The organism is Nonomuraea sp. JJY05 (assembly GCF_043496855.1).
GTDB lineage: Bacteria > Actinomycetota > Actinomycetes > Streptosporangiales > Streptosporangiaceae > Nonomuraea.
In genome coordinates, this window is record NZ_JBIEIS010000031.1 from 36,590 (window position 1) to 53,414 (window position 16,825).

General features: G+C 70.9%; 16 protein-coding genes. 10 read left to right on the top strand and 6 right to left on the bottom strand.

The features are described from left to right. Positions 1-33 precede the first annotated feature (33 nt). A complete protein-coding gene (locus tag ACFKCF_RS39205) occupies positions 34-1,086 on the bottom strand; it encodes a zinc-binding dehydrogenase (protein WP_394500370.1) in 1,053 nt (350 codons plus the stop codon). 31 nt (positions 1,087-1,117) lie between these two features. Continuing rightward, positions 1,118-2,323 carry a mandelate racemase/muconate lactonizing enzyme family protein gene (locus ACFKCF_RS39210; RefSeq protein WP_394500371.1) on the bottom strand — a complete coding sequence of 402 codons (1,206 nt, stop codon included), beginning with the start codon at positions 2,321-2,323 and terminating at the stop codon, positions 1,118-1,120. Between the two features lie 127 nt (positions 2,324-2,450). Here ACFKCF_RS39210 and ACFKCF_RS39215 point away from each other — a divergent pair, with 127 nt between their 5' ends. The 6 genes from ACFKCF_RS39215 to ACFKCF_RS39240 are packed head-to-tail and all read left to right on the top strand — an operon-like array spanning position 2,451 to position 8,484. Beyond that, positions 2,451-3,572: a cellulase-like family protein gene (locus ACFKCF_RS39215; RefSeq protein ID WP_394500372.1), complete on the top strand. Its 1,122-nt coding sequence runs from the start codon at positions 2,451-2,453 to the stop codon at positions 3,570-3,572. 14 nt (positions 3,573-3,586) lie between these two features. Further along, the gene (locus tag ACFKCF_RS39220) at positions 3,587-4,870 is read left to right on the top strand and encodes an extracellular solute-binding protein (protein WP_394500373.1); all 1,284 of its coding nucleotides are present in this window, start codon (positions 3,587-3,589) and stop codon (positions 4,868-4,870) included. Next, the gene (locus ACFKCF_RS39225) at positions 4,867-5,736 is read left to right on the top strand and encodes a carbohydrate ABC transporter permease (RefSeq protein WP_394500374.1); all 870 of its coding nucleotides are present in this window, start codon (positions 4,867-4,869) and stop codon (positions 5,734-5,736) included. Before ACFKCF_RS39220 ends, ACFKCF_RS39225 begins: the two co-directional genes overlap by 4 nt. Beyond that, positions 5,733-6,542 (top strand): carbohydrate ABC transporter permease, encoded by an 810-nt coding sequence (locus ACFKCF_RS39230; protein WP_394500375.1) that lies wholly within the window; start codon positions 5,733-5,735, stop codon positions 6,540-6,542. The genes ACFKCF_RS39225 and ACFKCF_RS39230 overlap by 4 nt, the downstream gene beginning before the upstream one ends. Further along, positions 6,539-7,666 carry an ABC transporter ATP-binding protein gene (locus tag ACFKCF_RS39235; RefSeq protein WP_394500376.1) on the top strand — a complete coding sequence of 376 codons (1,128 nt, stop codon included), beginning with the start codon at positions 6,539-6,541 and terminating at the stop codon, positions 7,664-7,666. The genes ACFKCF_RS39230 and ACFKCF_RS39235 overlap by 4 nt, the downstream gene beginning before the upstream one ends. Positions 7,667-7,719: 53 nt before the next feature. Next, positions 7,720-8,484, top strand: coding sequence for a FadR/GntR family transcriptional regulator (locus ACFKCF_RS39240; protein WP_394500377.1), 765 nt, complete (start codon positions 7,720-7,722; stop codon positions 8,482-8,484). Here the strand turns inward: ACFKCF_RS39240 and ACFKCF_RS39245 are convergent. From ACFKCF_RS39245 to ACFKCF_RS39260, 4 genes are all read right to left on the bottom strand, one after another. Then, positions 8,456-9,316, bottom strand: a complete 861-nt coding sequence (locus ACFKCF_RS39245) for a glycerophosphodiester phosphodiesterase (RefSeq protein ID WP_394500378.1) — start codon at positions 9,314-9,316, stop codon at positions 8,456-8,458. The genes ACFKCF_RS39240 and ACFKCF_RS39245 overlap by 29 nt on opposite strands. Before the next feature lie 154 nt (positions 9,317-9,470). After that, the gene (locus ACFKCF_RS39250) at positions 9,471-10,331 is read right to left on the bottom strand and encodes a hypothetical protein (protein ID WP_394500379.1); all 861 of its coding nucleotides are present in this window, start codon (positions 10,329-10,331) and stop codon (positions 9,471-9,473) included. A 1-nt stretch (position 10,332) separates the two neighbouring features. Continuing rightward, on the bottom strand, positions 10,333-10,833 hold the full coding sequence (locus ACFKCF_RS39255) for a SigE family RNA polymerase sigma factor (protein WP_394500380.1): 501 nt from the start codon (positions 10,831-10,833) through the stop codon (positions 10,333-10,335). A gap of 66 nt (positions 10,834-10,899) precedes the next feature. Next, on the bottom strand, positions 10,900-11,673 hold the full coding sequence (locus ACFKCF_RS39260; protein ID WP_394500381.1) for a FadR/GntR family transcriptional regulator: 774 nt from the start codon (positions 11,671-11,673) through the stop codon (positions 10,900-10,902). Between the two features lie 124 nt (positions 11,674-11,797). On the opposite strand from ACFKCF_RS39260, the gene ACFKCF_RS39265 reads away from it, so the two are divergent. The 4 genes from ACFKCF_RS39265 to ACFKCF_RS39280 are packed head-to-tail and all read left to right on the top strand — an operon-like array spanning position 11,798 to position 16,806. Continuing rightward, a complete protein-coding gene (locus ACFKCF_RS39265; protein ID WP_394500382.1) occupies positions 11,798-13,147 on the top strand; it encodes an ABC transporter substrate-binding protein in 1,350 nt (449 codons plus the stop codon). Next, complete coding sequence (locus tag ACFKCF_RS39270) at positions 13,144-14,016, top strand: carbohydrate ABC transporter permease (protein ID WP_394500383.1); 873 nt, start codon at positions 13,144-13,146, stop codon at positions 14,014-14,016. Before ACFKCF_RS39265 ends, ACFKCF_RS39270 begins: the two co-directional genes overlap by 4 nt. Beyond that, positions 14,003-14,884 (top strand): carbohydrate ABC transporter permease, encoded by an 882-nt coding sequence (locus ACFKCF_RS39275; protein WP_394500384.1) that lies wholly within the window; start codon positions 14,003-14,005, stop codon positions 14,882-14,884. Before ACFKCF_RS39270 ends, ACFKCF_RS39275 begins: the two co-directional genes overlap by 14 nt. Positions 14,885-14,904: 20 nt before the next feature. Continuing rightward, entirely contained in the window at positions 14,905-16,806 is a 1,902-nt protein-coding gene (locus ACFKCF_RS39280) for a hypothetical protein (protein WP_394500385.1), read from the top strand. The last annotated feature ends 19 nt before the right edge of the window (positions 16,807-16,825 follow it).

Below are 16,825 nucleotides of genomic sequence, written 5' to 3' on the forward strand. Positions count from 1 at the left end.
GGGCACCGCGCGGGACGGCGGTGTGCCGTCCGCTCAGCCGCTCGTGACTGCGACGATGGTCTTCAGGACGTCGCGGGGCGGGTCGGCCAGGCCGCGACGTACGGCGTCCGGGAGCGGGACGGTCTGGACGGGCAGCCGATCGACCCGGATGTGGCCGGCGTGCAGCAGGGCGACGGCGGCGCGTACGTCGGTGTCCCATCGGTGCGAGGCCGACCCCACGACGCGCTTCTCCCCCAGCACCACGTCCAGCGTGGGCAGCACGGCGGGCTCCGGGGTGACGCCGAGCAGGACCGTGGTGCCGCCGCGACGGCACAGCGACAGCGCGTCCGTCACCGCGGCGGGCGTTCCCGCGCTCTCCACCACCACGTCGGCCCCACGGCCGCCGGTCAGCTCGCGGACGGCGTCCGCCACCTCGCCGGGTGCCGCGCCGGCGAAGCCGCACGAGCCGGCCAGCGCGCGGCGGCCCGGGTCCGGGTCGACCGCGACGACGGCCGCCGCCCCGCGGCAGGCGGCCACCTGGGCGACCAGCAGCCCGATGGCGCCGGAACCGACGACCGCGACCACCGCCCCGGACACGTCACCGGCCTTGTCGAGCGCCCGTACGGCGACCGCCGCCGGCTCGGCGAAGACGGCGACCTCGGCGGGCATGCCCTCGGGCAGCGGGACGCAGCGGTCGGCCGGCGCCACCAGGTACTCGGCCAGCCCTCCGTCGTCCTGCAGCCCGAGCGCCGCCCCGCGCTCGCACAGCGGGTAGTCCCCGCGCGCGCACCACCAGCACCGGCCGCAGCCCAGCACGACGTCCGGCACGACCGGGGTGCCCGGGACGAGGTCGACGCCGGGGCCTGGGCGGGCGACCACGCCGACGACCTCGTGCCCCAGGGTGAGCGGGGCCGTGCGGCCGGTCAGCGGGTGCGGCGTGACCGGCACGACGATCGGGCCCGCGTGATACTCCTCGACGTCGCTGCCGCAGATGCCGCAGAGTGTCACCGCGATCAGGACCTCGCCGGGACCGGGGCTGGGGATCTCGGTCTCGACCAGCCGCACGTCGCCACGCCCGTACCAGCGCAACGCCGCCATCCGCGTCATCGCCGCACCCCGCTCCGCTGGTGGGCCGGGCTCATGGGCGGGTGCCGGTGAGGCGGGTCGTGACGCCCGGGCGAGCGGTGAGCCCGTCGGTGAGCTCCACGCCCAGCCCGGGCCGGTCCTCCAGGCGCACCCGGCCGTCCTCCACGGGCGGCAGGCCGGTGGCCAGCTCGCCGTACCAGGTGTGGCGGAAGGCGCGCACGCTCTCCTGCACGAGCGCGTTGGGCTGGCTCAGGGCCAGGTGCACGCACGCCGCGAACGAGATCGGCCCGGTGCAGTCGTGCGGCGCGAACGGCAGGTCGTACGAGTCCGCGAGCGCGGCGATCTTGCGAGCCTCGGTCAGCCCGCCCGTCCAGCCGATGTCGACGATGGCCACCCGGATCCCCGCGCGTTCCAGCAGCCCGCGGAACGCCCGCTGCCCGGTCAGCGTCTCGCCGGTGGCCAGCGGCACCGGCGTCGCGGCCTGCAGCGTGGCGTACGAGGCCTGGCTGTCGGCCCGCAGCGGGTCCTCGACCCAGTACGGGGCGAAGCGTTCGAGCTCCTTGACCAGGCCGAGCGCGGCATGCAGGCTCCACAGGCCGTGCAGCTCGACCATGACGTCCATCTCGGGGACGGCGTTCTTGATGTCGTCGAGCACCTTCAGACCGGCCCGCAGGTCGTCCCGCTCCAGCCGCATGCCGCCGGTCCGCTCGGCCGCCTGATCGAACGGCCACACCTTCATGGCCCGCAGACCCTCGTCCCACAGCTCCTTGGCCAGCTCGCCGGGGCGTTCCAGGAAGCCGCGCAGGTCCTCGTACCGCGTTGTGTCGGCCAGGCCCCAGTTGGAGACGGCCTGGCGCGGCTCGTCCTTGACGTAGGAGGGGCCCGCGCAGGTGTTGTAGACCGGGAGGCCCTCCTGGTACGGGCCGCCGAGCAGGGTGGCGACGGGCTGCCCGGCGGCCTTGCCGAGCAGGTCCCACACGGCGATGTCGACGGCCCCGTTGCCCCGGGTCTCGACCCCGCTGCCCTGGAAGCCCACATGGCCGGTGAGCAGCCGGCGCAGCCGCTCGGGGCTGGGCAGGGGCGCTCCCACGAGGAGTGGCGCGACGGTCTCGTGCAGGTAGGCCTCGACCGCCTGCGCCCCGAAGAACGACTCGCCGAGGCCGGTCAGGCCGTCGTCGGCGTGCAGCCGCAGCAGGAGCACGTTGGGCTGAATCGGGCATCGGATGGTCTCCAGGCCGGCGACGGCTCGGGTGCTCATGGTTCAAGAACGCTAGCTGGTTAGACCAGTAACCACAAGAACCCCAAGAGAGCCTTGACAGTGAGGATTCGGCCAGCCACGATCTAGCAATCTGGTAAGACCAACATCGGAACGGATGTTGAGAACTATGACGTTGACCAACAGTCCCCTAGCGATCACCATGTGGGACTTCTCCTGGCTCGAACGGCGCTGGGACGGCGCCGGCTACCAGGACTGGGACCGCGCACTCGACGAACTGGCCGAACGGGGCTACGACGCGGTACGCATCGACGCCTTCCCCCACCTGGTGGCGGCCGATCCGGAGCGGACCTGGCGCCTGCTCCCCGTGTGGCACTTCGAGTCCTGGGGCGCCACCGAGCCGGTCTCCGTACGCGTGCTGCCCGACCTGCTCGACTTCATCCGGGCGTGCGCGGCCCGCGGGCTGCGCGTCGCGCTGTCCTCCTGGTTCAGGAAGGACGAGCTCGACGTCCGCTCGCGGATCAGGACCCCGGCCGACCTGGCCCGGGTCTGGGACGTCACGCTCTCGGCGATCGAGGGCGCCGGCCTCGCCGACGCCGTCTACTTCGTCGACCTGGTGAACGAGTGGCCGCTCGCGATGTGGGCGCCCTTCCTGTACGGGAACGACGCGAGCGCCGAGACCCTGTCCCGGGGCGACGAGGTCGTACGGAACTGGACCAAAGAGGCGATCTCCACCCTGCGCGCCGCCCACCCCCGTTACCGCTACACGCTCTCCATCTGCACCGAGACCACCGGCGCCCCGGGCGAGGACCTGTCCGAGCTGGACCTGCTCGAACCGCACGTGTGGATGACGCCGCAGGCCACCACCGACTTCTACGCGGAGATCGGCTACGACCTGCACCACTCCCAGTTCGACCCGCGGGCCTACGAGCCGCTGTCCGGCCCGGCCGAGCGCCTGTACCGGGCCGACCCGCAGCGGTGGGCCGGCCGCCTGACCGAGCACATCGGGGAGGTCGCGGCGTGGTCGCGCGCGGTCGGCAAGCCGCTGGTGACCACCGAATGCTGGGGGATCGTGAACTACAAGGACGGCCCCGGCCGCGACTGGGGCTGGGTCAAGGAGCTGTGCGAGACCGGGGTACGCGCCGCGCTGGCCACCGGACGCTGGGAGGCGCTGTCGACCAGCAACTTCTGCGGCCCCCAGTTCGACGGCATGTGGCGCGACATCGCCTGGCACCGGCGCATGACCGACGCCATCCACGCGGGGGTCACCGAATTCACGCCCGTCCCCTGAGAGGAACCGGACACATGAGCGATATCCCCCGTCGAGACCTCCTGCGCGGCGCCGCCCTGCTGAGCCTGGCGACCCCGCTGGCCGCCTGCGGGTCGAGCGGCGCGCCGGCCGGCTCCAAGGAGTCCGGGCCGCAGGGCACGGTCAACGTCTGGATGCACGAGGAACAGGCGAACACCAAATACTTCAACGCCAAGATCGCCGAGTATCAGCGCCAGTTCCCGAAGGTCACCGTCAAGCCGCTGTACGTCCCCATCGCCAACCTCGACACCAAGCTCTCGACCGCGTTCACCACAGGCTCGCCACCCGACCTGATCAAGGTCGGCGCCTGGACCCTCGCCGAGCGGGCGTCGAAGGGGCAGGTCGCGCCGCTGCCGCCGGCGGAGTTCGGAGCCGGCTCCATCGACGAGCTCAAGACCAGGTTCGACACGAACGCCTTCGCCGCCCTCACCTACAAGGACCAGGTCTACGGCATCCCGATCGACTTCAACTCGGTCCACCTCTGGTACCGCCGCGACCGCTTCGAGCAGGCCGGGCTCGACCCCGACAAGCCTCCGGCGACCTGGGAGGAGGTCGAGGAGTACAACGCCAAGCTCGCCACGGGCTCCCAGGTCGGGCTCCAGTGGCAGCTCGCCGACAACATCTGGGCGATGCTGAACTTCATCCCGCTGATCCACGGCCTCGGCGGGAAGATCGTGGACGACAGCACGGGGCGCGGCGGGCTGAACACCCCGGCGGGCCTGCAGGCGCTCGAGTACTACGGCCGCCAGGGCAACCCCCGATTGAACGACCCGGTCGGCGCGTTCGGCCTGTTCGCCAAGGGCACCGCGGCCATGCTGGTGTCCGGCCGGTTCACCTCCAGCCTCATCCCGGCCCTCAATCCCAAGGCCGAGCTGGGCAAGACCTTCGACAGCGCCGTCATACCGAACTGGGCGGGCAAGGAGAAGGTGGCCTCCGGCTACTCATGGGGGTGGATGGTCGCCAAGAAGGCGAAAAATCCGTACACGGCCTGGCATTTCGTGAACTGGCTGTCGACGTCCGAGCATGTCGACCAGCAGCTGGCCGCCACCGGCCTGGTCACCCCGGCGGCGGGCTGGCAGAAGCTGCCGAGCGCCCGCGACAAGGCCAGCCAGCAGCTGGAGGAGCAGCTCCCGTACACCGACTTCGGCCCGGTGCTGCCGCAGTGGACCGAGACGATCAAGGCGCTGCTCGACGCGCTGGAGTCGGTGATCCACAAGCAGCGCTCCGCCAAGGAGGCCGCGGCCGCCTTCGACGACGCGGTGGGGCGGATTCTCAAATGACCGCTGCACGGCGGGCCACCATGGCCGGGACGGAGGCCCGCGCGGGCGCGGGCCTCGCCGCCCCGGCGATCGTGTACTTCGTCCTGTTCTGGGCGCTGCCCGCGGTCGCGGCCCTCTACCTGAGCTTCACCTCGTACGACCTGTCGGGCACCCCGCAGTGGGTGGGCCTGGACAACTACCGCGAGATGGCGACCAGCGAGGAGTTCTGGAGCAGCGTGTGGGTGACCGTGCTCTACACGGTCTTCGCGGTGGGCCCGACCATCGTGATCGCGCTGGTCGTGGCCGTGCCGCTGGCCAAGCCCGGCCGGCTGCGGGCCTGGCTGCGCGGGCTGATCTTCATCCCCGCGGTGATGCCGCTGGTCGGCGCCACCGTGCTGTGGCAGGTCATCTACTCCACCGGCGGGCTCGCCGACACCCTGGCCGGCGCCCGCCCGTGGCTCACCGACTCCGACCACGCCATCTGGGCGCTGCTCGTGATGGTCATCTGGAAGTACGTCGGCCTCTACGTGATCATCTTCGTCGCCGGGCTGCAGGCCCTGCCGGCCAACGTCTTCGAGGCCGCGGCCATCGACGGCGCCCGCGCGCTGCGTACGTTCTTCCTGATCACCGTGCCGTTGCTGCGCCGCACGTTCACCTTCGTGATCGTGGTGGCCGTCACCGGGGCCATGCAGTCGTTCGTGCCCGCCTACCTGCTCACCAAGGGCGGGCCCGTCAACGCCACCCAGGTGCTGCCGCTCTACCTGTACAACAACGCGTTCTCCTTCTCCCGGTTCGGCTACGCGTCGGCGATCGCGATCGTGCTGCTCGTGGTGCTGCTGGTCTTCGCCTTCACCCAGTTCAAGCTGATCAGGAGTGACGAGGAATGAGAATCCGCCGCTCCCTCACCGTCGTGGCCCTCGTCGGCTTCGTGGCGCTGATGCTGCTGCCGCTCTACTCCATGGTCGTGCTGGCGTCGTCGCCCGACGACAGCGACCTGTCCGGGCTGCGCTTCCACGGGTTCGCGCTGTTCGACAACCTCGGCCAGATCATGACCGACGGCCGGTTCCCGCGCTACCTGCTGAACAGCGTCGTCATCGCCTCGGCGGTCTCCGTGCTGGACGTGGCGATCTCGGCGGCGGCCGGGTACGCGCTGGCCCGGCTGCGCTTCCCCGGCCGGGCCGCGCTGCTCAACCTGGTGATCATCGCGCTCTCGCTGACCCCGGCGGTCGTCATGATCCCGGTGTTCGTGGCGCTCAGCGAGCTCGGCTGGCTCAACAGCTACCAGGGGCTGATCGCGCCGTTCGTGGCCAGCGCGCTCGGCGTCTTCCTGGTCCGGCAGTTCGCGCTGGGCATCCCCGCGCAGATGCTGCACGCCGCGCGGGTGGACGGCGCCGGCGAGCTGCGCATCTTCTTCCTCATCGCCGTCCCGCTGCTGCGCCCGGCCCTGCTCACGGTCCTGCTGCTGCAGTTCCTCGCCCAGTGGGACAACCTCATCTGGCCGCTGATCGCGGCCAGCGAGCAGGAGCTGTGGACGCTGCCGCTCGCGCTGTCGTCCTTCGAGGGGGAGCACGGGATCGTCTACCACCTGCAGACCACGGCGGCGCTGCTGTCGATCCTGCCGCCGCTCGTCCTGTTCGCCCTGCTGCAGCGCTACTACGTCTCGGGCCTCACCCTCGGAGGAGTCAAGCGATGACCGACGGCATCCGCATCGAGCGGGTCACCAAGCGCTACGGCGGCCAGGTGCTGTTCGCCGACGTCGACCTGCACGTGCGCGACGGGGAGTTCCTGGTGATCGTCGGCCCGTCGGGATGCGGGAAGTCCACGCTGATGCGCATCGTCGCCGGGATCGAGCCGGTCAGCGCCGGCCGGGTCACGGTCGGCGGGAAGGACGTCACCCACGCCCACCCCGGCGACCGCGGGATCGGCATGGTGTTCCAGGACTACGCCCTCTACCCGCATCTGAGCGTCGAGGGCAACCTGGCGTTCGGCCTGCGCGCCCATCACGTGCCGAAGGACGTCATCCGGCAGCGGATCGAGGACACCAGCCGCGTGCTCGGGCTCGCCGACCAGCTCAAGAAGAAACCGGGCCAGCTCTCCGGCGGCCAGCGCCAGCGGGTCGCGCTCGGGCGCGCCATGATCCGGGAGCCGGCCGCGTACCTCATGGACGAGCCGCTGTCGAACCTGGACGCCGCGCTGCGCGTGCAGATGCGGGCCGAGCTGATCGAGTTCCACCGCCGCACCAAGGGCACCGTCCTGTACGTGACCCACGACCAGGTCGAGGCCATGACCATGGGCGACAGGGTCGCGGTGCTCAACGAGGGCGAGTTCGCGCAGATCGGCACCCCGACCGAGATCTACGAGCAGCCGGCCACCGTGTTCGTCGCCACGTTCCTCGGCAGCCCGCAGATGAACCTGATCGAGGCCACCGCGCGGACGGTCGCGGACGGGGTGGAGCTGACCGGCGGCGACCTGCGCTGGCGGCTGCCCCGGCTGCCGGACGAGCTGCCGGAGTCGGTGCGCGTCGGGTTCAGGCCCGAGTCCGTACGCGTCCGAGCCGACGACGCGAGCGCCCTGCCCATCGAGGCGACGGTGTCGTACCGGGAGAACCTCGGCAACGAGAGCATCCTGCACCTGCGTGACGACACGGGGCGGGCCGTCGTCGCCCGCGTGCCGCCCCGCACCGGGCCGCGCGACGGCGAACGCGCGACCTTCCACGTGCCGCTCACCGATCTTCACCTGTTCGGCCCGGACGGGCGGGCGTGCTGGCACGGAGCGCGGCTCGGCACCGGCGGCGAGCCGCTACCGTGGTCGGCATGACCGCTGAACGCGGGAGGAAACCGTCACTTGAGAGCCCTGCGGAACCGTCGCCCATGACCGAGGCAAAGGCGCCGACCAGCCCGGGTGCGCTGATCGCCGTTCTCGAAGACCGGATCCTGACCGGACACTGGGCCCCCGGCGTGCGCCTGCCCTCGGAGCGCGACCTGGCGACCGAGTTCGCGGTCAGCCGCCCGGTCATCCGGGAGGTCCTCAGGGCCCTGCAGGAGCGCGGGCTGATCGAGGTCTCGCCGCAGCGGGGCAGCTTCGTCCGCCACTACACGGCGGAGAACCTGATGCGGCCGATGAACCTCGCGGCCCGCGCCGCCGGGGTGACCGCCCGCCAGCTCATGCGGGCGCGCGTGATGCTGGAGACCGAGGCCGCGGGGCTGGCCGCGGTCAACGCGACCAAGCGCGACCGTACCGACCTGCTGCGGGTCCACCAGCTCTTCGCCCGGCCGGGCGACGTGCACGCCAGGGCGCGGGTCGATCTCGCCTTCCACGAGACCATCGCCAGGGCCTCGGGCAACCCGGTCATCCACATGATGTTCACCGCGATCCAGGACCTCACCTACGGGCTGATGCTGCGCAGCCTCAGCGACCGCGAGGTCCGGGAGGCCGGCGAGCCCCTGCACACCGTGATCCTGGAGGCCATCCTCGACCGCGAGCCCGACGGCGCCCGCGAGGCGATGCGCCGCCACCTCGACCTGGCCGAGGACTTCTACGGGCCCGACATGGACACCAACCTCGCCGACGTCATCGAGCACCGGCTCGCGACGTCCGGCGACGACCTCATAGCCGACCTGCGCCAGCCCTCATGACCACCCGCAGGGCCCGGCGCTTGACGGCGTCGATCTGGTCGGGCCGCCCGGTCATGATGCCGTCCACGCCGTACGACATGAGGCGGCGGATGACGGCCCGCCGGTCCGTCGTCCACGTGTAGACCCGCATGCCGTGCTGGTGGACCTGCTTGACGTAGGTCGCGGTGAGACCGCTGTGCGGCACCGTGACCGCGGCGGCGAACCCGGCCAGGTCCTCGAGCCGGGAGGCGTCCGGCTTGCCGAGCAGCGCGACGGGGAGGTCGGGCATCATCTCGTGCAGGCTCCGCATCGACTCCCAGTTGAACGCCTGCACGGCCAGCCGCTTGCCCCTCCACAGGTCCCGGTACTTGCGCAGCTCGGCGGCCACCCGTTCGTCGATGTCCGTACTGGCCGGATCGTGCTTGATCTCCAGCAGCATCCCGACCCCGGTCTTCCTCATCAGCCGCAGTCCCTGTTCCAGGGTGGGCACCTTCTCGCCCTGGAACTGGGCGGAGAACCACGACCCGGCGTCCAGGCGCTGGATCTCCGAGAGCGTGAAGTCGGCGACCCGCCAGGGCGAGCGCCCGGGGAAGACCTGCTCGACGTTGGTGGTGCGGGCCAGCGTCTGGTCGTGCATCAGGATGAGCCGGTGGTCCTTCGTCTGCTGGACGTCGTACTCGCACATGGTGGCCCGCTGCGCCCGGGCCACTTCGCAGGCCACGATGGTGTTCTCGGGCGCGTACCCGGATCCGCCCCGATGCGCGATGTTGTCGACCTCCCACGGCGAGGCGTGGGCCGCCCTCGCCATGACGGCCAGTGCGATGATGACGACGGCACCCAGCAGACGGTACATGAGCGCTCCCCCGACCCTTTCTCCCCCCGAACCCGACACGGACCTCTTATGTCGAGTTACGTCGAAAAGTGCCCACTAATGCCAGCAAAGAGCGGTTCGCTACGGCGTGTCGCGGACGTCCGCACGAACTTTTTGCCGACGAGCTCGGACGGCCTCAGGAGCCGCTCCCCCGGCCCAGGGGGCCGAAGGCCACGTCCTTCTGCTGTCCCAGCACCTGGTCCTGCGCGCCATACGCGGTGACCGTGACCGGCGGGGAGTCCAGGAGCGTGACCGACCCGTCCTCGGGATCCGGCACCAGCTTCCCCGGCACCCGGGCGATGAAGAAGCCGCCGGCCAGCCGCGCGTCGGTGCGCCGCCCGTCCGCCCAGTCGATCTCGACCCGGCGCACGCCCGAGGTGACCCGGCCGACCACGACCCGGTACATGTCGTCGTGCTGGACCCGCTCCGGCCCCGTCGCGTACGAATGCATGTGCGAGGTGTACGCGTCCACCTGGAGATCCCCCTGGAAGCCGGTCAGATCCCCGGGCGGCTTGAACCCCCAGTACGTGAAGACCGCCCGCTCCGCCATGTCCGTCTGCGTGGTCGGGGTGCACAGGACGAAGCCGGCGAGGCTGCCGACCAGGGCCGTCATGCCCTTCTTGTCCTGGTACTCGGCCAGCACCCGGAAGTCCTCGACCGAGCCCTGCTCGGGGAGGCGCCGGTTGCCGTCCATGTTGTGGACGGGTCCGCCGTTGGGCATGCACTCGCGTACGACCTGCAGCTGCTCGGGGGTGTTCTCCGGCAGCCGGGCGACCTCCGCCGCGGTGTCCGGGCCGCTGCCGCCGGTCGGGAGCGCGACGATCACCGCCGTGACCAGGGAGGCGGCCGCCGCGAGCCCGCCGAGCGACCACCCCGCGCGCCGGCGCCGCAACGCGCCGGTCCGTGCCCGCCGGGCGTACGCGAGGGCGTCGACGGGCCTGGCCTCGGCCGCCATCCGCCGGAGCTCCTCGCCGATCCGCTGTTCGTCGATGGTCATCTCAGGCCTCCAGGGTGGCGTTCTCGCCGACCAGCTCGCGCAGCCGGGCGACGGCTTGGTGGGTCTGGCTGCGCACGGTGCCTACCGAGCAGCGCATGATCTTGGCGACCTCCGACTCCGGCAGGTCCTCGTAGTAACGCAGCACCAGGACGGCCCTCTTGCGCGCGGGCAGGGCGCTCAGCGCCTGGTCCAGGGTGAGGCGGGTGTCGACCTCGCCGGTCCGGTCGCCCGTGGCCCGGTCGGGAGGCGCCTCGACGACGCGTTCGCGGCCCCAGCGCGGACTTCGCCACCGCCCGACCTGTTCGTGGTACATGACGCGGCGCACGTACGCCTCCGGATTGTCCCGGATGCGCCGCCAGTGTCCGGCGGTCTTCGCCAGCGCCGTCTGCAGCAGGTCCTCGGCCGCGTGCTGGTCGTTGGTCAGCACGTACGCGAGCCTGATCAGGCTGTCCGAGCGGGCGGCGACGAACTCGGTGAAATCTCGCTGCTGGTCGGGGTGCAAAGGCTCTCCTCTGGTCTCACTCGTCCAGATGGAGCCGGACCCTCGGATCTATGGCGTCAGGGCCTATTACGGACGGCGGCGGTTCCAGGAGTCGGTGATGTGCTTGCGCATCGCGGCCGCCGCCCCCTCCGGGTCGCCGGCCGCGATCGCGTCCTTGATGGCCTGGTGCTCGGCCAGCGTCTGGCGCATCACGGCCTCGTTGTACTCGCCGTGGTAGAGCATGCTCGTACGGGCCTTGTCGTGGATGCTGTTGACGATGGCCCGCCCCAGCCGGTTGCGCGACGCGGCCATGATCATGTCGTGGAAGCGCACGTCGGCGGCGGCGAAGTCGGGCGTGGAGGCGAGGTTGGCCCGCATGACCGCCAGCTCGGCGCCGATGCGCTCCTCGTCGTCGGAGGTGCGCGTCAAGGCTGCGGCGCCGGCCATCTCGGCCTCCAGGGCGGTGCGCACGGACACCAGCTCGTCCAGGAACGTCACGTTCTCGTCGTGCGCGATGACGGCGGTGAGCACGACGTCGTCGAGCAGGTTCCACTGCCGGGGGTCGGTGACCTGGGTGCCGCGACCGTGCTCGATCCTGACCAGGCCCTTCTCCTGGATCACCTTGACCGACTCGCGGATCACGGTCCGGCTGACCCCGAACTCCTCGCAGAGGTCGGCCTCGGGCGGGAGCGCCGCGCCGGGCGGCAGTGTGCCGCGCACGATGTCGTCGACCAGCTGCTCGACCACGGTGGTGCCCAGCTTGGCCCCGCGCACCCGGCGCGGTGGCCGCTTGCCGGCCCGCTCGGGCGGCTGCGAACTCCGCGTCGAATCCCACGGCCCCGTAGTCGCGTGCTGAGTCAACGCATCCTCCCGTCCGCCTGAACGCCCTTCAGTGTAGGGCATTGTGAATACGTCACACGTATGATGTCATATCCGGAAACACGGCGTTTACGTACCTCAAGCCGCCTTGTCCGAAGGAAGCCCCATGAGACGACGCACCCACCTGGCGGTCACCGCGGCAGCGGCCCTGCTCGCCGTCGCGGCCTGCGCTCCCCCGAACGCGCCGACTGCCGCGAAGCCGACCGGCTCCGCCGGATCGCAGTACGGCTTCACCCCCGCCGAGCAGAAGGCCGGCAAGCTCCTGGTGTGGGTGGACTCCACCCGGCTCGACGCCGCGAAGGCGTACCAGAAGGCACACCCCGACGTGCAGCTGGACATCGTCACCTACGACGGCAACGCCAACGGCTCCAACACGCTCAAGACCAAGGTGCAGCTGTTCGACCGGGCCGGCGAGGGCTGGCCGGACGTCGTGTTCACCACCGACAACAACACCGCGTCCTGGGCCTCGCAGGGCGACAACGCGTTCGTCGCCCCGCTCAACAAGGGCCTGCTCGACGACGCCACGCTGAGCGGCTTCGCCAAGGGCGCGCTCGACGTGTGCACCGTGGACGGCACGGTCTACTGCCTGCGCAACGACCTGGCGCAGGTCGTGCTCTGGTACAACAAGAAGCTGCTCGACAAGTTCGGCTACCCGCTGCCCACCACCTGGGAGGAGTACCAGGCGCTGGGCGAGAAGGTGGCCGCCGAGCACCCCGGCTACATCATCGGCACCGCCGGTGACGCGTGGGCGCCGGAGATCTACATGTGGGGCGGCGAGTGCCCGGCCAACCAGGTCACCGGCCCGAAGGCGATCACCGTCAAGGCGACCGACGCCAAGTGCGTGCGCACTGCGAAGATGATGGACAAGCTCGTCGCGAACAAGACCATGTCGATGCTGTCCCTGTTCGGCCCCGAGTTCGCCAAGAGCCAGGGCGACAAGGTGCTCATGCTGCCCGGCCCCGCGTGGTACGGCGGCGCGGTCTTCCAGGGCACGCTCAAGACCCCGAAGGGCGAGCTGGCCGTGGGCGATGCCCTGCGCTGGTCCGACCAGAGCACGCCGGTGACGGGCAATGTCGGCGGCGGCACCTGGTGGCTGTCGCGGCACAGCGCGCGCCTCGACGCGGCCAAGGACTTCATCAGCTGGGTCGCCACAGCCGACGCGTACCAGGTCGAGCTCTCCCCCGGCTATCCCGCGTACGCGCCCGCCGCGACCAAGTGGATCAAGAAGCAGCAGGACAGCGGCTACTACGCCGGCGACCTCGCCGGCCCGATCTCGGCCGCGGCCGGGCAGGTGTGGCCCGGCTGGGGCTCGCCCGAGTTCAGCCAGGAGGCGGTCTGGGCCAAGACCGTCATCCCCGGGCAGACCGCGGGCAAGACGATCGAGTCGCTGCTGCCGGAGTGGCAGACGGCCATCGAGCAGCAGGCCCAGGTCTTCGGCTACCAGGTCACCAAGTGATCGGATCGAGACTGCGGCTCTCCGCCGGGCACGTCTTCGTCTCCGGGTACGTGGTGCTGCTGGTCGCGTTCGGCATCGTGCCCACGGTGTACGCGCTCAACCTGGCCTTCACCGACGCCCGCGGCGTCTTCACCGGCTTCACCAACTTCGTCAGGACCGCGCAGGACTTCCGGTTCCTGGCCGCCGTCGAGCACGTGGCGACCTACCTCGTGCTCTGGCTGGTCACCCTGACCGTGCTGGTCCTGCTGCTGGCGCTGCTCGTGCACCGGCTCACCGCGGGCTGGTCGCGGGCCGCGCTGCGGTTCGTCTACTACGTCCCCGGCGCGCTGGCGGGCGCGTCCAGCGTGCTGCTCTGGCTGTTCATGCTGGACCCGTCCGTGAGCCCGGTGGACGACCTCGTCCGCGCGCTCTGGGGCGAGACCTTCGTGCAGGTGATCTCGCCGGGTCACCTGCCGTGGATCTTCACCCTGATCGCGTTCTGGACCGGCGCGGGCGGCTGGATCGTGGTCATGTACGGCGCGCTGAACACGATCCCCCACCAGGTCATGGAGGCCGCCCGGGTGGACGGCGCCGGACCGGTGAAGATCGCGCTGCGGGTGCAGCTGCCGATGCTGCGCAAGTGGATCGTCTACATGCTGATCCTGTCCCTGGCGGCGGGCACGCAGCTCTTCGTCGAGCCGCAGCTCATCTCCCAGGCCAGCTTCGGCGTGGTGGGCAACGACTACTCGATCAACCAGCTGGCATACCTGTACGCCTTCAACCAGAACGACTTCAACGGCTCCGCGGCGATCGCCGTCGACCTGCTCATCGTGGCGCTGTGCTGCGCCGGGCTGTTCGTCGCGCGGGGAGGTCTCTTTGACACGGACTGACCCCGCGCGGGCTGTCGCGAAAGTGCTCGTCATCGCGTTCCTGCTGGTCTTCGCGGTGTTCTTCGTCCTGCCCATGCTGTGGCTGCTGCTCGCCTCGACCAAGAGCCCGGCCGACCTGATCCACGGGAACCCGCTGTCGCCCGGCTCGCTCGGCTCGCTCGTCACCAACTGGCAGCACCTCATGGCCTTCCAGGACGGCGCCGTGCTGACCTGGATGGGCAACTCCGTCACGTACGCCGCGTTCTCCGTGGCGCTGACCCTGCTGGTCAGCATCCCCGCCGGCTACGCGATGGCGCTCATGAGCTTCACCGGCCGGCGGCTGCTGCTGATCGTCACGCTGGTCGTGATGCTCATGCCGGGGACCGCGCTGGTGCTGCCGATCTTCCTGGAGCTCAGCTACGTCGGCCTGGTCAACCAGGCGGCCTCGGTCGTGCTGCCGATGTCGTTCTTCCCGTTCGGCGTCTATCTGACGTACATCTACTTCTCCACCAGCGTCCCCGGCGAGCTGCTCGACGCGGCGCGGCTGGACGGGTGCGGGGAGAGCGCGACGTTCCTGCGGGTGGCGCTGCCGCTGGCCAAGCCGGTGGTCGCCCTGGTCGCGTTCTTCAGCTTCGTGACGAACTGGAACAACTTCTTCCTGCCGTACGTCATGCTGCCGGACAGCGACAACTACCCCATGCAGGTCGGGCTCACGCAGATGCTGGCCGCGACCCCCACGTTCAACCCCGTCGTCGGCGCCAACGCCGAGGTGCAGCCGCCCGAGCTGATCCTGGCGACCCTGCTGTCCATCGCTCCCGTGCTGCTGGTGTTCCTCTTCTCCCAGCGCTTCCTGGTCGCCGGGCTGACCGCCGGAGCGACCAAGGGATGACCCCCTCTCCTAGGAGTCACATGACCGTCGTGAAAGCCAGCGTCCCCGTCCTCGACCCCCCGGCGTGGGCGCTGGCCCAGCGAGCCCTGCTCGACCTGCTGGACAGCGGGTGGCGGCTGTTCTCCGACCGCTACACCAGGGCGGACGGCTCGCTGCGGTATTCCGGCCGGCTGTCCTCCCGCGACGGCGCGGACGACTTCTTCGAGCCGTTCTTCAACTGGCCGCAGCTCTACCTGCTGGGCGGCGCGGACGACCTGCTCGACGCCAGTGCCCGGCACTGGCACGGCGTCGTCGGGCAGATGACCGAGCTGGGCATGTTCGCCGACGAGTTCGAGATCGGCTACGACTGGTTCCACCAGGGCGAGAGCCTGCTGTTCACGTACTTCCTGACCGCCGCCGACCCGGCGGCCTGGGCCGGGCGGGCGACCAGGTTCGCCGACCTCTATCTCGACCCGGCCAAGGGCAACTACGACCCGGCGCGCCACATCATCAAGGCGCCGCACAACGGCAGCCGGGGGGCGCGGGAAGGGGTGTCCGGCTCGCCCTCATATCCGTGGACTCCGGCGGAAGCGGCGCAGTACGGCTACCCGCTGGACTGGCTCGTCCCCGACGGCGCGCCCGTGCCGCCGCTCGCCGAGGACCCCCGCCTGGGCGCCGAGATGCAGCACCGCCTCGGCCGGGGCGACACGGTCGGCAACCTCAGCGTGGCCGGCCTGGTCTGCAACGCCTACCTCGTCTCGGGCGACGAGCGGTACGCCGCCTGGCTGCGCGAGTACGTCGGCGCCTGGCAGCGCCGGGCCGAGGAGAACGGCGGTGTCGTCCCCGACAACGTCGGCCTCGACGGCGTGGTCGGCAGCCTGCTCGACGGACGCTGGTACGGCGGTCACTACGGCTGGACCTGGCCGCACGGCATGTACAGCATCGGCCAGGCGTCGGCCGTCGGCGCCCTCAGCGCCGCCCTGGCCACCCGCGACGACGGCTACCTCGACCTCGTCAGGTCGCTGCTGGACGCGGTCATCGCCATGGGCGTGAAGCTGCCGTTCAGCCAGAGCGACTCGGCCAACCAGGGCCGCTGGCGCGCCCACCTCGGCTCCGACGTGGACGTGCCGACGCTGCTGGTCCCCTATCGGCACAGCGACAAGGGCTGGTTCGACTACAACCCGGTCCAGACCTCGGTGCCGCTCGCGCTCTGGCACCACACCGGCGCCCCGGAGGACCGCGCCCGCCTGGACGCGCTGCGCGCCGCGACCGGCTACGACTGGGCCACGGTGCGGCCGTTCCGCGACAAGGAGGAGGCCGGGCACGAGGAGCCCTGGTACGCGTACCTGTGCGGCGACAACCCCGGCTACCCCGAGCGGATCCTCGCCGCCGCGCACGCCCAGGCCCGCCGCCGCATCGCCCTGCTGCTCGCCAACGCCGACCGCGACCTGCCCGAATCGGACATCCACCTCTGGCAGAACGTCAACCCCGTGGTGACCGAGGCCCTCACTCAACTCATGTGGGGCGGGCCGCAGGTCATCTACAACGGGGGCCTGCAGCAGGCCAGGGTCCGCTACTTCGACGCCGTACGCCGCCGTCCCGGCGTGCCCGAGCAGGTGGCGGCGCTCGTCAGCTCGATCGAGCCCGAGGCCACGGTGGTCACGCTCGTCAACCTCTCCGCCACCGCCGACCAGGTGCTGGTCGTGCAGGCGGGGGCGTTCGGGGAGCACGAGATCGCCGGTGTCACGGCCACGGGCGCCGAGCCGGGCTGGACCGGCCACGACACCGAGTACGTCCACCACGAACCGGTGCGGTCGGTCACCGAGACCGCGGTGAACGGCCCGCACCTGACGGTGGAGCTGCCCGCCGGCACCACCGTCACCCTCACCCTGCGCCTGCGCCTGCACGCCTACCAGCCGTCCTACCGGCAGCCCTGGGACTGACACCCCGCTCCCCTCCCTT

What these genes read in the sequence shown, in the direction of transcription:
- ACFKCF_RS39220 (WP_394500373.1), top strand. Translation starts at nt 3,587, where the DNA reads ATGAGCGATATCCCCCGTCGAGACCTCCTGCGCGGCGCCGCCCTGCTG.
- ACFKCF_RS39245 (WP_394500378.1), bottom strand. Translation starts at nt 9,316, where the DNA reads ATGTACCGTCTGCTGGGTGCCGTCGTCATCATCGCACTGGCCGTCATG.
- ACFKCF_RS39230 (WP_394500375.1), top strand. Translation starts at nt 5,733, where the DNA reads ATGAGAATCCGCCGCTCCCTCACCGTCGTGGCCCTCGTCGGCTTCGTG.
- ACFKCF_RS39215 (WP_394500372.1), top strand. Translation starts at nt 2,451, where the DNA reads ATGACGTTGACCAACAGTCCCCTAGCGATCACCATGTGGGACTTCTCC.
- ACFKCF_RS39240 (WP_394500377.1), top strand. Translation starts at nt 7,720, where the DNA reads ATGACCGAGGCAAAGGCGCCGACCAGCCCGGGTGCGCTGATCGCCGTT.
- ACFKCF_RS39265 (WP_394500382.1), top strand. Translation starts at nt 11,798, where the DNA reads ATGAGACGACGCACCCACCTGGCGGTCACCGCGGCAGCGGCCCTGCTC.
- ACFKCF_RS39235 (WP_394500376.1), top strand. Translation starts at nt 6,539, where the DNA reads ATGACCGACGGCATCCGCATCGAGCGGGTCACCAAGCGCTACGGCGGC.
- ACFKCF_RS39225 (WP_394500374.1), top strand. Translation starts at nt 4,867, where the DNA reads ATGACCGCTGCACGGCGGGCCACCATGGCCGGGACGGAGGCCCGCGCG.
- ACFKCF_RS39250 (WP_394500379.1), bottom strand. Translation starts at nt 10,331, where the DNA reads ATGACCATCGACGAACAGCGGATCGGCGAGGAGCTCCGGCGGATGGCG.
- ACFKCF_RS39210 (WP_394500371.1), bottom strand. Translation starts at nt 2,323, where the DNA reads ATGAGCACCCGAGCCGTCGCCGGCCTGGAGACCATCCGATGCCCGATT.
- ACFKCF_RS39205 (WP_394500370.1), bottom strand. Translation starts at nt 1,086, where the DNA reads ATGACGCGGATGGCGGCGTTGCGCTGGTACGGGCGTGGCGACGTGCGG.
- ACFKCF_RS39280 (WP_394500385.1), top strand. Translation starts at nt 14,905, where the DNA reads ATGACCGTCGTGAAAGCCAGCGTCCCCGTCCTCGACCCCCCGGCGTGG.